Raw genomic sequence first — 15,069 nt, 5'->3', positions numbered from 1 at the left:
AATCGGTGGTTTTCCGAATACTTTGGGTTGTAGCTTATGCACAGGATTCAGAAGTTGGGTGCACGTTTTAGAAGAGTGATGCCGAAGCTCGGGAAGGTCCGAGCTCAAAAAGGAGAAAACAGTGACAGAATCACGTGAATTGATTTTAGCCTTTGAAACAAGTTGTGATGAAACGAGTGTTGCTGTTGTAGAAAACGGGGAGCACATTTTAAGTAACTTTGTCGCAACACAGATTAAGAGTCACCAACGATTTGGTGGTGTCGTGCCGGAAGTGGCCAGTCGCCATCATATCGAGGAAATTACCATTGGCATTCGCAAAGCATTGACTGAAGCAGATGTGACGCCTGAAGAATTAACGGCTGTTGCAGTTACTTATGGACCAGGTTTAGTCGGATCATTGCTAATTGGTGTGACTGCTGCTAAGACGTTTGCCTTCGCCCATCATTTGCCGTTGGTGCCTGTTAACCATATGGCGGGGCATATCTATGCGGCCCGTTATGTCGAACCTTTGACGTTCCCATCGCTTGGGTTGTTAGTGTCTGGCGGTCATACCCAGATCGTGTTGATGAAGTCAGCTGGGGAATTCGAAATTATTGGCGACACCCGCGATGATGCCGCCGGGGAAGCCTTTGATAAAGTGGGCCGCGTGCTGGGTATTCCATATCCTGCTGGTAAGGAAATTGATCGGCTAGCGCACGAAGGTCACGATACGTTTAATTTTCCACGGGCGATGATCCATGAAGCTAACTATGATTTTAGCTTCAGTGGCCTTAAGAGTGCGTTTATTAACACGGTGCATAATGCAGACCAGCGTGGCGAACAGTTAGATCGTGCAGATTTAGCCGCAAGTTTTCAGGCTAGCGTGGTGGACGTTTTGGTCACCAAGGTATTATCTGCTCTGGAACGGTACCAAGTTAAACAGCTTGTGTTGGCTGGCGGCGTTGCGGCAAATCATGGTCTTCGTGACGCTTTGAAGGCTAAGATGGCACGTTTTGCACCACAAACGAAGCTTGTCGCTGCGCCACTGGCATTATGTGGTGATAATGCGGCCATGATTGGTGCGGCTGCGCACATTGCTTATGCTAAAGGTGATCGTGCTGATATGAGCCTCAATGCAGACCCGAGCTTGGAATTTCCTTGGCTAACTGGCGTTGAAGCATAAAATGTAAATATAGTTACAACTGAAAAAGGGATCACATCAATGCGGCAAGTGGCCGGCTAGATGTGATCCCTTTTTTCAATTGTCTGTTTAAATCAGTGTAGGTGGTGATCATTATTATAGGCTTCCAATGCTTCCCCAGCTGCTGCCCACTTTTCTGACAGACTGTCACTTTGGGCATCCAGGTCGTCCAACTGATGTTGAAGGTCCGTTAACTTACCGATGTCACTGGCGTTTTCAGGCGCCTGCATTGCCTCAGTTATTGTCTGGCTTTGTTGGTCAAGATCATCAATTTGCGTTTCCAACTCATCGACAGCGCGTTGCAACTTCCTTTGCTCACGTTGTTCAGCTTTATTAGCAGCATAATTTGATATATTGGCAGTTGCCGAGCTATCAGACTCAGTCTCATGATGCTCGGCATCAGCCGCGGCTGACCGTTTAGCGAGTTCGGCCTGATAATCATCGTAATCACCTTCAAACCATTGTGTCCCCGAGGCAGACAATTCAACGATTTCTGTGGCGACCTGGTTGATGAAATAACGGTCATGAGAAACGAATAAAACAGTCCCCATGAAATTGTTAAGTGCTTCTTCCAGTACTTCTCGCGAATCGATATCTAAATGGTTAGTCGGTTCATCAAGAATTAAAAAGTTGTCATGATCAAGCGACAATTTAGTGAGTGACAAACGGGCACGTTCGCCGCCGCTTAAATTATGAACGGGTTTTGCAACGTCATCACCAGTGAAGAGAAAACTGCCGAGTAGGGTGCGCACATCCCGTTCAGGCATGGTAGGATGCTCGTCCCACACTTCTTTTAAAACGGTTTTCTCATCGTGAAGCACGGCTTGTTCCTGATCGTAGTAGCCAATAGTGACACTGCCACCAATCTTAACGGTGCCCGCCAACAAGGGGAGCTGATGCAGAATTGATTTTAGCAGGGTTGATTTGCCAACCCCGTTTGGTCCGATAATGCCCACAACATGTTGTTTGACAACGTGAAAGTTTACGTTAGTTGCCAGTGGATGATCGGACTCATAGCCAATGCTGACATTGTCGACATTGAGGACTTCCTTGCCACTTTCGCTATCAGGTGTGAAACGAATCCGAATAGATTGATCATCATCTTTAGGCGCTTCCAAACGGTCCATTTTCTCCAATTGCTTGCGCCGCGACTGAGCCCGTTTAGTGGTGGAGGCGCGAACAATGTTACGATTGACGAAATCCTCAAGCGCATTGATTTGTGTTTGTTGTTTTTCAAACGCCCGTTGTTCGGTTTTGATTCGTTCGGCCTTTTGGGTTAAGTAGGCAGAGTAGTTGCCATGGTAGTGAGTCAGTGTGTGCTGATTCATGTCAAACACATCCTGCACCACGTGATCGAGAAAGTAACGGTCATGTGAAACAATCAAGACTGCACCAGGATAGCCTTTCAAGTAGTCTTCCAACCATGACAACGTTTCAATATCCAGGTGGTTAGTGGGCTCATCCAAAATAAGTAAGTCAGGCTGTTGCAGCAAGTACTTTGCGAGTGCGAGCTGTGTTTTTTGACCACCTGAAAAGCTCATGACATTGCGTTGAAAGGTGGATTCATCAAAATGAAAAGCGTGTAAAACACCACGAATTGAGGCCTGGTAGCCATAGCCGTTATTTGCCTCAAAATCGTGTTGCGTTTGATCGTAAGCATTTAATAAACGTTTGTAAGCGTCAGTTTGATGATCAGCAGTGGGATCGGCAATTTGCTGTTCCAATTCGCGCAATTGTCGTTCTTGTTGCTGCTGGGCAGCAAAAACCGTCAGCATTTCATCCCATACAGTGTTGTCTGAATCGAGCCCAGCATCTTGTGGCAAATACCCAATGGTCATGCCTTTGGCAACAGATACTGTACCTTCATCGGGATCATTAATACCAGCGATAATTTTAAGCAAAGTGGACTTGCCGGCACCATTTCGACCAACCAGCCCTACACGGCCGTGGTCTTCAATTGTCATCGAAACATGTTCAAACAGGGTGTCTGCGCCAAAACGGCGAGCGACCTGTTGAACCTGAAGAACTAACATATGCGTGCTCCTTCATTTGGATTAGTTAAACACTATTCTAGCATGTTCAGCGCGGTGACACTATGTTGGGCTGTCAGTCCGCGAAAAACGTTTGGAATGTTCAAAATTGGGACAGCTTGTGAAGAATAACATTTTTGTCGTTGTGATTAAGCTAACAAGACCGCCTGTTTTACCTTTTTTGAAACAGGTATAAAGGCTTGTATATTTGCTAGTTTTACCCCGGCATTTTACGAAATGCCCTTATCAGTTTGTGAAATGCCCGAAAGCTGGTATGAAATATGCTTCACAATAACCGTCCTTATGCTATAATTTACGTATAGTTTATTTTCACAAACAAATGTAGGATTAAAAGGAGTGAACCGCTGTGGCTGAACAACGAATTCCACGCGCGACAGCAAAAAGGCTGCCGATTTATTACCGTTACTTAAATATTTTACTGGATGCGGATAAAACGCGCGTTTCGTCCACTGAGCTGTCTGAGGCTGTTAAAGTCGATTCAGCGACGATTCGCCGTGATTTCTCTTACTTTGGCGCATTGGGCAAACGTGGTTATGGGTACGATGTTCCTAAACTGATCGAATTCTTTAAAAAGATTCTCAATCAGGATCAATTGACTAATGTCGCATTGGTCGGGGTTGGTAATCTTGGGCATGCGTTGCTTAACTTTAATTTCCATCAGAACAGTAACGTTCGAATCAGTGCTGCTTTTGATGTTAATGACAATATCGTCAACACGGTTCAAAGTGGTGTCCCGATTTATCCGTTGTCAGAGATGGGTAAACAATTGCGTGATCAACAGATTGCCATTGCAATTATTACGGTGCCCGAAAACACGGCGCAAGAGGTCACTGACGAATTGGCAAAGGCCGATGTACGTGGAATCTTGAACTTTACGCCTCGACGGTTGTCTGTTCCCGATTCGATTCGGGTTCAAAATGTTGATTTGACTAACGAACTCCAAACGTTGATCTATTTTATTGACAATTATGGCGAGTTGTTGGGCGGAAACGAAAAGTCTCAGGATTAATTAGAAAACTGAATTATTGCTTCTTGAATAGGCGTTTGGGGCGTTGGTCAGACAAAAATGGTTTGACTGATTCTCCAAACGCCTTTTGTGATGCGGTTTCTAAGACAGCTGACAAACTTTTTGACTAAGTTTGACCAAAACACTTGCATTCATAAACAGGCATGGTTATCATAGAGCATGTTGTTAGCACTTAACGTGTAAGAGTGCTAAAAACATTTAATTTCAACGAAATTATTGGAGGGATTAACGTGTTAAAACCATTAGGAGATCGCGTTATTTTACAAGCTGCTGAAGAAGAAGAACAAACTGTTGGCGGCATTGTGCTTGCCAGCAACGCTCAAGAAAAGCCAACCACTGGGAAGGTTATCTCAGTTGGTGAAGGCCGCGTCTTAGACAATGGTACAAAGGTTGCACCATCTGTTAAGGAAGGCGACACCGTTATGTTTGATAAGTACGCCGGCACAGCAGTATCGTACGAGGGCAATGATTACCTCGTTCTCCATGAAAAAGACATTGTCGCAGTTGTGGACTAGTTAAAGTTTACAGTGCGTTTGAACGATAAAAGAAAATCACAATAAATTACAGTTGAGGTGGAAATTCACAATGGCTAAAGATTTAAAGTTTTCTGAAGATGCCCGCAGCGCAATGCTTGCCGGTGTTGATAAATTAGCAAACACAGTTAAGACGACCCTTGGACCTAAAGGCCGCAACGTTGTTTTGGAACAAAGTTATGGTTCACCTACCATCACTAACGATGGTGTCACGATTGCCAAGGCAGTTGAATTATCAGACCACTTTGAAAATATGGGTGCTAAGTTAGTTGCTGAAGTTGCTTCCAAGACTAACGATATCGCTGGTGACGGTACAACGACTGCCACTGTTTTGACACAATCCATCGTTAACGAAGGGACGAAGAACGTTACCGCTGGTGCTAACCCTGTTGGCATTCGGACTGGGATTGAAAAAGCAACGACTGCCGCTGTTGATGCTTTGCACAAGATGAGTCACGACGTTAAGACTAAGTCTGACATCGCACAAATTGCGTCAATTTCAGCCGCTGATCCAGAAGTTGGTAAGTTAATTGCTGACGCTATGGAAAAGGTTGGTAACGATGGTGTTATTACCATTGAAGAATCCAAGGGAATTGAAACAACTTCTGATGTCGTTGAAGGAATGCAGTTTGACCGTGGATACATGAGTCAATACATGGTTACTGACAATGACAAGATGGAAGCTGACTTGGACAACCCTTATATCTTGATTACAGATAAGAAGATTTCCAACATTCAAGACATTTTGCCATTGTTGCAATCTGTTGTTGAACAAGGCCGTGCATTACTTATCATTGCTGATGATATTACTGGTGAAGCTTTACCAACCCTTGTTTTGAACAAGATGCGTGGGACATTCAACGTTGTTGCTGTTAAGGCACCTGGTTTTGGTGACCGTCGTAAGGCACAGCTTGAAGATATTGCTGCTTTGACTGGTGGTACTGTCATCACTGATGACCTTGGTCTGAACTTGAAGGACACAACTGTTGATCAGTTGGGTCAAGCTGGTAAGATCACGATCACTAAGGACAACACGACTATTGTTGAAGGCGCTGGCGACAAAGCTGCTGTTGACGAACGTGTTGCAAACATCAAGTCTGAATTAGAAGCAACAACTTCTGACTTTGACAAGGAAAAGTTGCAAGAACGTTTGGCTAAGTTATCTGGTGGTGTTGCACGGATTAACGTTGGTGCTGCTACTGAAACTGAACTGAAAGAACGTCGTTACCGGATTGAAGATGCCTTGAACGCAACGCGTGCCGCTGTCGAAGAAGGCTTCGTATCTGGTGGTGGTACTGCATTGGTTAACGCTATCGGTGCTGTGGCCGACTTGAAAGAAGAAGGAGACGTCCAAACGGGTGTTAACATCGTTCGTCGTGCTCTTGAAGAACCTGTTCGTCAAATCGCCGAAAACGCCGGTCGTGAAGGTTCCGTTATCGTTGAAAAGTTGAAGTCACAAAAGCCAGGCATTGGTTACAATGCTGCAACTGACGAGTGGGTTGACATGGTTGATGCCGGAATCGTTGACCCAACCAAGGTTACCCGTTCCGCTTTGCAAAATGCTGCTTCTGTTTCATCATTATTGTTGACGACTGAAGCTGTTGTTGCTGAAGAACCAAAGCAAGATAATGGTGGTGGCGATGCTGCTGCCGCTGCACAAGCTGCTCAAATGGGCGGTATGATGTAGCTTAATTGAACATCAATGCTGTTTGTTAACTGTTAACAGCAAACTTAAAAGTCAGAACCTACGCGATACTGCCGTAGATTCTGACTTTTTGTTTTGCAGCAAATATTAACGATGGCTGCCGTTGCATCAGCCAAAGACGCCGTTTCATGGGACCGGTCTCAGCCCCGCAAAGACCGCGTGTCTTTAACCTCGACTTGGAACCGAAGTGCACGTTTCCAAGCTCGTCCTACAATTCTAAGTGGCATAAACCTCGCCACTAAGAATTGTTATCACAAAACTCTGTCTTTGTCTGACTTCACTAACATCAGCAAGTAATGCGCACATTCAAAAGTCGCATGGTAAGCTCGATAAATGGAACCGACATTTAACTGTTACCACAAATATTGCAGCGCCGATTGCGTCATTGAGATGCTATTTGATTAAACTGATCCAAGCCGGCGCCGGTTCCCATGAAAAGGATTGTTTGACCTTCATGGCGACAGGGTCGGTTGAATCCAATTCTCCAAAAATCGAAACGAGTTGGGTGCGTTTGAACAATTGGAGTTGAATCTTCAGAAGGTCGATAACATGGTGGGCATCATCGTCGACATCCGTGAGCCAACCAACGTCTAAGGACGATTCAGCGTCACCGGGAAAGACGAAACTCAAGGCTTTGAATTCGCCATCAACAAGTGTGGCTAATGACCAGTCGAGATAGGGCAGTTCACCATCCACGTTCCGAGCCCAATTCTCAATGCTTAAGTGAGCAGCAGGATTGTCTTGGTGAACCCGCTCATACTGTTCGCGCAATAATGTGAGCGCTTTGTTCTTCATCGCTGGTTGTTGCCAGACCTCACGTAACGTGGTGACATTATCAGGGAGTGCGGTATCCGATAATGAGACTTTATCGAGCAACAAATCAGGCATCCATGTTTTACGAAAGATGTGATAACCCTGTTTTTCAAAATAGGCAGTTTTTCGTGTTTGAGGTTCCCAATACATGACAATTAACGGTAACGTAATGCTTAATTCATCAAGCCGTGCTTGTTCTCGGGATACTAGACCAGAAAGAACTTCATTTGTAGGAATTGACCGTGGGCTTAATACAATCCGGATGTTTTGATGATGAGGATGCACTTGGTTTTGCCAACTTGTGATGAAACCAAGGGGATGATCGTTTTCATCAACGGCCACAAAGGTGAGGTCGGGATTATTATTTGCAAAGTATTTGAATTGATCATCACGATCTGCCGCGGCGAATGCTACGATTTTGCTGAGATCAGATGGTATAACGTTACGAATTGTTATTTTCATGGGATTTTCCTTAAAGTTGAGTTGAAAATTTATGTACATTATACTGCTAATTCGATGATGAAATACCCGCTCGGCTAAGTTTTAAAGGTCACAACCCGGTTGACTTGAATTGGGTATCAAAGTGGTTATAATGTGTTGCATGTGCCGGATTGAAAACCATTTATCGGTTTGCTCATCAAACTTTCATATGAGCTTGGTGTTTGTGTCAATCTGGTGTAAGATGATTGAGCTTGAAAGCCGCAAGCAAGTTGTGGCTTTTTTGCCGTTTTTAGCCAACCAATTGAGTTAATTGGCTGACCGTTTAAATAAATGATAAGTCTATTTTTATAAAATAGCCGATATAATGGGTGACAGCTAGCGGTGTTCTGCCATTAGCTGTCCGTTTAAAAGGAGTTTCAATATGTGGCGCTATTTGAAGCGACTATTAATTGGTAAGCCGCTAAAAACTTTAGATGAAGGCGGACAATCGCTGACTAAATTTAAGGCGTTGGCCTTGCTTTCATCAGATGCACTTTCCTCAGTGGCGTATGGGACTGAACAGATTACCACAGTGTTAGTAACCTTATCTGCCGCGGCAATCTGGTTCTCCCTGCCAATTGCTGGGATTGTGCTCATTTTACTGTTGGCGATTACGTTATCGTATCAACAGATTATTCATGCGTATCCTTCGGGTGGTGGGGCCTATGTGGTTGCTACTAAAAACTGGGGTCGGCCTGCTGGATTAGTTGCTGGTGGATCGTTACTAGTTGACTATATGTTAACCGTGGCGGTTTCTGTAACGTCAGGGACTGAAGCGATTACGTCGGCAATTCCAGCCTTGTACAATCATCAAGTTGGGATTTCCATTGTGATTGTGTTGTTTGTTATGGCGCTCAACCTGCGTGGAATGAGCGAATCAGCAAACTTCCTGACTGTGCCGGTGTATTTCTTCGTCGTGATGATTCTGTTAATGATCTCTGTGGGGATTTTTAATATTGCCACAGGCCGCATTGTTTATCACGCCACGGCTGCTGTCGGGGCGCCGGTTAAAGGAATGACGGTATTACTATTCATCAAGGCCTTTAGTTCTGGGTCATCATCGTTGACTGGTGTTGAAGCTATTAGTAATGCGGTGCCAAACTTCAAGAAACCGAAAACAAAGAATGCCGCTGGAACGCTGGCTATTATGGCCACCATTTTGGCGTTCTTCTTTGGCGGTATCACGTTCATCAACTACTGGTTGGGAATTAAGCCAATGGCGACTCAAACGGTGTTGTCTCAAATTGGTGTTACCGTCTTCGGTCATGGGCTACTGTATTACCTGTTCCAAACGTCCACGGCCATGATTTTGGCAGTTGCGGCCAATACTGGGTTCTCAGCTTTCCCAATCTTAGCCTTTAACTTGGCTAAGGATAAGAACTTGCCACATGCTTACATGGACCGTGGTGACCGGTTGGGTTATTCAAACGGGATTATTACGTTAGCAGCGGGTGCCATTGCACTAATTGTGATTTTCCATGCGCAAACAACGCTATTGATTCCACTGTATGCGGTTGGTGTGTTCGTTCCGTTTGCCCTATCACAATCAGGGATGATTATTCATTGGCGGCGTGAACGTGAAGGCTTCTGGCAGGGGAAAGCATTTATCAACTTTGTTGGTGCCTTTATCTCAGCTGCCATCGCCATCTTCCTTTTCCTTACCCGTTTCAGTAACGTTTGGCCTTACCCAATCGTGATGGCGTTGTTAATGTGGATGTTCCACAAGATTCATTCACATTACATGACTGTTGCTGAACAATTGCGGGTTGCGGCTAACGTTGAGACGAAGCCACACCACTATGACGGGGCGACTGTCATCGTGTTGGTTTCAAACGTCACGCGGGTGACTAAGAGCGCGATTGATTACGCTGAGTCCATTGGTGATTATGTCATTGCAATGCACGTTTCGTTTGACCAGAACCCGGGTAAGGAACGTGAGACGGTGACTGAATTTAAGCGCGACTTCCCGAATGTCCGGTTTGTGGATATCCATTCATCCTACCGATCTGTTTCTGGGCCTGTGCTGAGGTTCTGTGATGTTATTGCCAAACGTGCGGCTGAGCGAAATTACAGTACTACGGTATTGGTACCACAGTTCGTGCCTAAACGACCGTGGCAAAACATTCTGCATAACCAAACGAGTTTACGTTTGCGCTCAGTGCTGAATTCGCGTGAAAACATCATTGTCTCCACGTATAACTACCATTTGAAACAGTAATTAACTAAATTTTGTTTTATGAAGATCTTGTTCGAAATTTGAATAGGATCTTTTTTTATTGGTACGTGTGTCGAGGCTCGTTACGCAAGCTTTACACAATCTATACAACACATACATGAGGCTTTTACGTTGATTCGCTATGCTTTATTCAACGGGTAAGGCAGGTTGTTACTCAAAAAATGTGGGGGTTAGATCATGAAAAAAGCAGCTTTAGTGAGCGTCCTGGGATTAAGCTTGGTATTCACCTTGGCGGGCTGTCAGTCGGCTAAGCATACCAACGTTGCGAGTGCCGATAAGAAGATTTCTGGCAAGGTTGTCGCGGTTGGCTCTACTGCACTCCAACCTTTAGTAGAACAGGCGGGACAAACATTTCAGGATGATCATTCAGGTGTCACCATTAATGTACAAGGCGGCGGTTCCGGTGCCGGATTAGGGCAGGTATCCAAAGGCGCAGTTAACATTGGCAATTCTGATCTGTTTGCTGAAGAGCAAAAAGGTCTTAATACCGCTGGAATGGTCGACCATCGTGTGGCAGTAGTTGGGATGGCACCAGTGGTGAATCCTGATACGAACGTGAAGAACGTGACTAAACAACAGTTGAAGGATATTTTTACCGGTAAGATCGACAACTGGAAAGCAGTTGGTGGCAAGGATGAAAAAATTGTCATCATTAATCGGGCTAAGGGATCAGGCACACGTGCCACGTTTGAAAAATTTGGGCTCGATGGTCAACAAGCTGCTCAGAGTCAAGAACAGGACTCTAATGGGACTGTTCAAAAGATCGTTAAAACGACTCCCGGGGCCATTAGCTACCTAGCCTTTTCATACATTAAACCGGACATGCAAGCACTCAGTATCGACCACGTAAAGCCAACTGACGCGAATGTTGCTGATAACAACTGGAAAATCTGGTCATATGAACACATGTACACTAAAGGTAAGGCTAGCCTTGCCACAAAGACCTTTATTAAGTTTATGACGAGTGATGCGATTCAAAAGCACCTCGTTAAAAAGCTTGGCTATATCCCGCTGACCAGTATGCATGTCAGCCGTGATGTGAACGGCAACATGCACAAAGGTGCTTAGAAAAGAGAATTTAAAAGTATATTTTTAGAGATTAAAAATGAGAGCGGGACATAACACGTTTTGGCTTTCTCAGGTAACGCGAATAAGGCATTCATGTTTTTTTCCCCCATGAATGCCTTATTCGCGTTAGATGAGCAAAAGTCAGTGTTATGTCCCGCGTTTGCGGCAATTTTTCGTCCGCATGACCTTTCGCGGTTGAAGAAAAATTGCTTGTTGACGTTTCATTAGAAATTGAGTTGAGGCGTTATGTCCAAGTTTCGTTTTTGGTGACTAAATGTATTTTAATCGAGGCCTTACGGGCATTATTTGGACACAGCATAAGGAACTTCTGCAAATTCTTCGTCGATTTTCTTGAGTTGTGCTTGACCGTTCGTTTTGCTCGTCAATTCAGTGGCAAACTGAATATCATCAGCACCAACAAGAACTGTAACTGTGACAGCAACGCCGTAGTCGGTTCCAACAATTTGGTCGACGCGATCAGCCAACCAAGTATTTAGCGGTTCGGCCTGTTTGTAGTCCAAGGTGATCTCATATCGTGTTAAAGCTTTCCGCTCGACGATTGAAGCATCTTGAATAGCTAAACTAGCGGAACTGCCATACGCACGAATGAGGCCGCCAGCACCCAGCTTGATGCCGCCGAAGAAACGGGTGACGACAATAATGATGTTATGCAGATGTTGCTGCTGGATGACATTTAGAATCGGTGATCCGGCCGTCCCGACAGGTTCACCAGCGTCGCTTTGGCGAGTTAATTCATCGTGATCGCCAGCTACGTAAGCGTAGGCTGCGTGATTAGCCTTAGCGTGTTGTGCCTGGACTTGGTCCAGAATGTTTGTTGCATCGGTTTCGGTTGTGATTGGCGCAGCATAACCGATAAAACGCGATTTTTTAATGGTTTGTTCAGCTTCGTGAGCGGTGGCAAGGGAAAGAAAAGGAAATTCTGACATTTTTGTCCTCCAACAAATAAATCCGTTTGAAAATACGTATGTAAGATTATGAACGGGATAATAATTAAAAGGCGGGGATGAACGATGAATGAAGACTTATTTGGCCGTCAATTAACGGCTACACAATTGCCGCCGACTTTTGAGCCAACAGATCCGCGAATCGTGTCGCGACCTGCAATGACGATCAGTGGCCGGTGGGTTCGTTGCGAACGATGCCATCAGCAGTTTGAAAAAGTTCATGTGGCTTTGCCAGCAGGCGGCTACTATTGTCCAGATTGCTTGGCACTGGGGCGAATTACGAGTCGACAATCATTGTTGACAATTCCTGAGCCCAATGCATTTCCGTCACAAACGAACACACTGACGTGGGTGGGATCACTGACACGATTACAACAAATTTGTGCGCAGGATGTTCAAAACGTCTTCGTCAAACGTCAGCGCCACTTATTATGGGCGGTCACGGGAGCAGGTAAAACTGAGATGCTATTTTTGGGATTAGCAGACGCGCTAAAACGCGGTGACCGGGTGGCTGTTGCCTCACCGCGAGTAGACGTGTGTATTGAATTGTTCCCACGGTTTCAACAAGCATTTAAGAACACGCCGATGGTTTTACTCCACGGTCAGCAAACGGAACCTTACCGATACTGCCAGTTCACTGTGTGTACGACGCATCAACTGCTTCGATTTTATCATGCTTTTGATGTTTTGGTGGTTGATGAAGTCGATGCCTTTCCGTTTGCACAAAACAAACAATTAATGTTTGCCGTCGATCAAGCCATTAAACCTAATGGTGCTTGCCTATACCTAACCGCTACACCGGGGACTGAACTGATGCACGCAGTGACTAGGCGGCAATTAACAATGAGTTACTTACCGTTACGATTTCATGGTCATCTGCTTCCTGAAATCCAGTGTCGAGGAGCGTGGCACTGGCGTGAAAAATTGCGCCATGGACGATTACCGGCAGGCCTGCAGGTTGCAGTTACAACCCGTCTGCGTCAGCACAAACGTTTTTTGCTTTTTGTCCCGCATGTGGCACAATTGTCAGATGTTGCTGCAGCCATTAGACATTTTGCACCCAGAGCGTCGTTTGTCACTGTTCATGCGGCAGATGGAGAGCGGGTTGAGAAAGTAGCTGCAATGCGTCAAAAGAAGGTGGATTTTTTAGTGACAACCACCATTTTAGAACGGGGAGTGACGTTTCCAGACATTGATGTATTTGTGCTGGGCGCTGACGATGCGGTATTTTCTGCGGCTGCACTAGTACAGATTGCCGGTCGAGCAGGCAGAAACGCTGCTGCACCGGACGGGAAAGTGATTTATTGGATTGAACAAACAACGCTTACGCTGCGCCGGGCAATCCGTCAGATTCAAGTTGTGAACCAAAAGGGAAGGCGGTTACCCGAATGGCGTCATGTTTGATGTGTCAAAAGATGTTATCTAAGACCCTGACTATTCGTGAGTTATTAAGCTGGCGAAGAGTGACGGACGATGTTATTTGTGAGAATTGTAAGGCTACTTTTACTGTTATTCGTGAATCAAAAGCGTGTCCTCAATGTGGCCGAAATCAGGAAAATCAGGAGATTTGTCAAGATTGCCAACGCTGGCATTTAATGCCGAATACATTGAAGATCAAAAACCGTGGTTTATTTCAATACACGCAGGCCATGCATGACTACATGCATCAGTATAAATTCAATGGCGATTTGAGATTGGCAAAGGCTTTCCAGCATGTTGTACAACTGGCAATTGATGCGGCTCAAGTTGATGTTGTGATACCAGTACCAGTGTCAGACACAACGTTTGACCACCGCGGGTTTAATCAAGCAGCCGAGTTGTTGCAATTGGTTGGGGAAAATCGCCATTCTCCGGTCGTCTGTCCTGCACTTAAAGTGGCGACACCTGACAAACAGCAGCAATCCAGGCAAGGACGAAAAGACCGAATGACTCGTACTCAACCGTTCGTAATTGATCCGAACTATGCAGAAAAATTGCACGGCAATAAAATTTTAATCTTTGATGATGTCTATACGACTGGCCGAACGCTACACTTTGCAGCACAGGCGTTGCAAACGGTTGAAGTCACTTCGATGATAGGGCTTACATTAGCAAGATAACAGTCTTTAAGAGGGATATCCGTTGAGAGTTTGAAGCGGGTTGGTTATAATGAAACTACAGATAGAGATAGAGTGGTCCTATCGAAATCAATTCATGTTTGGATGGCGTCGTCCACATGTGAATCTAAAAGCCCCCGCATAGCGGGAACTTAGTTCGGAAGGGAGCGAAGTTTTATGTTAGATGTACAAACTCGTGGAGAAAACATCTCTGTAACCGATGCACTCAGGGACTACGTAGATAAAAAGGTGACTAAGATTGGCCGTTACCTAGAGCCAAATGTTAGCGCCATTGCGCATGCAAACTTGCGCGTTTATCCCAACAAGACCGCTAAAGCGGAAGTCACCATTCCATTGCCTTACTTAACATTACGGGCAGAGGAAACTTCTGATGACTTGTACAAGAGTATTGATACTATGTCAGATCGACTAGAGCGTCAAATTCGGAAGTACAAGACAAAGGTTAACCGGAAGTCCCGTGAAAAGGGCTACAAGGGCTTAGACTTCCGTCCAGATGAAGAAGCAACACCAACTCAGCCAGAAACGCGGTTTGATGTTGTACGAACCAAGAGTTTGCAGTTGAAACCAATGGACAATGAAGAAGCAATTCTTCAGATGGATCTGTTGGGACACGACTTCTTCATTTACCAGGACGCAGAGACGGATGAAGTAAATGTTGTTTATCGTCGTAATGACGGTCGCTATGGTTTACTTCAAGCTGGTTCAAACGACTAGTACCGTCACAATCATCGAATAATTTAATTTTGTTTTACCTTACCCACCGTTATGGACAGTATCCGCAACGGTGGGTTTTGTTTGGCTTTTTTTCTGATTGGTTTGAGCTGAATGTGTTTGCAATGAGAAACTTAAATGATAGAATGAATATCTGATAGACTGCACTAGTTGCAACGTTTA

The 15,069-nt window shown here is 45.1% G+C and carries 12 protein-coding genes; 9 read left to right on the top strand and 3 right to left on the bottom strand.

Annotated elements, in window-relative coordinates:
- The first annotated feature begins 121 nt into the window (after positions 1 to 121).
- Positions 122 to 1,162, top strand: coding sequence for a tRNA (adenosine(37)-N6)-threonylcarbamoyltransferase complex transferase subunit TsaD (gene tsaD, locus GB993_RS12520; RefSeq protein ID WP_161004551.1), 1,041 nt, complete (start codon positions 122 to 124; stop codon positions 1,160 to 1,162).
- A 92-nt stretch (positions 1,163 to 1,254) separates the two neighbouring features.
- On the opposite strand, the gene GB993_RS12515 is transcribed toward tsaD, so the two are convergent.
- Complete coding sequence (locus tag GB993_RS12515; protein ID WP_161004550.1) at positions 1,255 to 3,213, bottom strand: ABC-F family ATP-binding cassette domain-containing protein; 1,959 nt, start codon at positions 3,211 to 3,213, stop codon at positions 1,255 to 1,257.
- 364 nt (positions 3,214 to 3,577) lie between these two features.
- Here GB993_RS12515 and GB993_RS12510 point away from each other — a divergent pair, with 364 nt between their 5' ends.
- From GB993_RS12510 to groL, 3 genes are all read left to right on the top strand, one after another.
- A complete protein-coding gene (locus GB993_RS12510) occupies positions 3,578 to 4,240 on the top strand; it encodes a redox-sensing transcriptional repressor Rex (protein ID WP_161004549.1) in 663 nt (220 codons plus the stop codon).
- Positions 4,241 to 4,488: 248 nt separating this feature from the next.
- The gene (gene groES / locus GB993_RS12505; protein WP_017262141.1) at positions 4,489 to 4,773 is read left to right on the top strand and encodes a co-chaperone GroES; all 285 of its coding nucleotides are present in this window, start codon (positions 4,489 to 4,491) and stop codon (positions 4,771 to 4,773) included.
- 70 nt (positions 4,774 to 4,843) lie between these two features.
- Complete coding sequence (groL, locus tag GB993_RS12500) at positions 4,844 to 6,478, top strand: chaperonin GroEL (protein ID WP_161004548.1); 1,635 nt, start codon at positions 4,844 to 4,846, stop codon at positions 6,476 to 6,478.
- A gap of 411 nt (positions 6,479 to 6,889) precedes the next feature.
- Here the strand turns inward: groL and GB993_RS12495 are convergent, their stop codons facing one another.
- On the bottom strand, positions 6,890 to 7,771 hold the full coding sequence (locus GB993_RS12495) for a hypothetical protein (protein ID WP_161004547.1): 882 nt from the start codon (positions 7,769 to 7,771) through the stop codon (positions 6,890 to 6,892).
- Positions 7,772 to 8,171: 400 nt separating this feature from the next.
- Here GB993_RS12495 and GB993_RS12490 point away from each other — a divergent pair, with 400 nt between their 5' ends.
- On the top strand, positions 8,172 to 10,007 hold the full coding sequence (locus GB993_RS12490) for an APC family permease (protein ID WP_161004546.1): 1,836 nt from the start codon (positions 8,172 to 8,174) through the stop codon (positions 10,005 to 10,007).
- Between the two features lie 195 nt (positions 10,008 to 10,202).
- Positions 10,203 to 11,093, top strand: a complete 891-nt coding sequence (locus tag GB993_RS12485) for a phosphate ABC transporter substrate-binding protein PstS family protein (protein WP_161004545.1) — start codon at positions 10,203 to 10,205, stop codon at positions 11,091 to 11,093.
- A gap of 302 nt (positions 11,094 to 11,395) precedes the next feature.
- On the opposite strand, the gene GB993_RS12480 is transcribed toward GB993_RS12485, so the two are convergent.
- The gene (locus GB993_RS12480; protein WP_161004544.1) at positions 11,396 to 12,040 is read right to left on the bottom strand and encodes a YigZ family protein; all 645 of its coding nucleotides are present in this window, start codon (positions 12,038 to 12,040) and stop codon (positions 11,396 to 11,398) included.
- Positions 12,041 to 12,124: 84 nt separating this feature from the next.
- Between GB993_RS12480 and GB993_RS12475 the strand changes: the two genes are divergently transcribed.
- The 3 genes from GB993_RS12475 to hpf all read left to right on the top strand — a co-directional run bounded on the left by GB993_RS12475 (position 12,125) and on the right by hpf (position 14,889).
- Entirely contained in the window at positions 12,125 to 13,462 is a 1,338-nt protein-coding gene (locus GB993_RS12475; RefSeq protein ID WP_161004543.1) for an ATP-dependent helicase ComFA, read from the top strand.
- On the top strand, positions 13,462 to 14,157 hold the full coding sequence (locus GB993_RS12470) for a ComFC family protein (RefSeq protein ID WP_161004542.1): 696 nt from the start codon (positions 13,462 to 13,464) through the stop codon (positions 14,155 to 14,157). Before GB993_RS12475 ends, GB993_RS12470 begins: the two co-directional genes overlap by 1 nt.
- Positions 14,158 to 14,331: 174 nt before the next feature.
- A complete protein-coding gene (gene hpf / locus GB993_RS12465) occupies positions 14,332 to 14,889 on the top strand; it encodes a ribosome hibernation-promoting factor, HPF/YfiA family (protein WP_017262149.1) in 558 nt (185 codons plus the stop codon).
- Positions 14,890 to 15,069 lie beyond the last annotated feature (180 nt).

It is taken from the genome of Furfurilactobacillus milii (assembly GCF_009864005.1).
In the GTDB taxonomy this organism is placed as follows: domain Bacteria; phylum Bacillota; class Bacilli; order Lactobacillales; family Lactobacillaceae; genus Furfurilactobacillus; species Furfurilactobacillus rossiae_B.
Note: the sequence above shows the minus strand (reverse complement) of the source record. Positions and strands in the feature narration are given on the sequence as shown.

Bases quoted from the DNA above. Each gene is read 5' to 3' on its own strand.
- GB993_RS12480 (WP_161004544.1), bottom strand. From the start codon at position 12,040: ATGTCAGAATTTCCTTTTCTTTCCCTTGCCACCGCTCACGAAGCTGAA.
- GB993_RS12515 (WP_161004550.1), bottom strand. From the start codon at position 3,213: ATGTTAGTTCTTCAGGTTCAACAGGTCGCTCGCCGTTTTGGCGCAGAC.
- groL (WP_161004548.1), top strand. From the start codon at position 4,844: ATGGCTAAAGATTTAAAGTTTTCTGAAGATGCCCGCAGCGCAATGCTT.
- GB993_RS12490 (WP_161004546.1), top strand. From the start codon at position 8,172: ATGTGGCGCTATTTGAAGCGACTATTAATTGGTAAGCCGCTAAAAACT.
- GB993_RS12475 (WP_161004543.1), top strand. From the start codon at position 12,125: ATGAATGAAGACTTATTTGGCCGTCAATTAACGGCTACACAATTGCCG.
- GB993_RS12495 (WP_161004547.1), bottom strand. From the start codon at position 7,771: ATGAAAATAACAATTCGTAACGTTATACCATCTGATCTCAGCAAAATC.
- GB993_RS12485 (WP_161004545.1), top strand. From the start codon at position 10,203: ATGAAAAAAGCAGCTTTAGTGAGCGTCCTGGGATTAAGCTTGGTATTC.
- hpf (WP_017262149.1), top strand. From the start codon at position 14,332: ATGTTAGATGTACAAACTCGTGGAGAAAACATCTCTGTAACCGATGCA.
- GB993_RS12470 (WP_161004542.1), top strand. From the start codon at position 13,462: ATGTGTCAAAAGATGTTATCTAAGACCCTGACTATTCGTGAGTTATTA.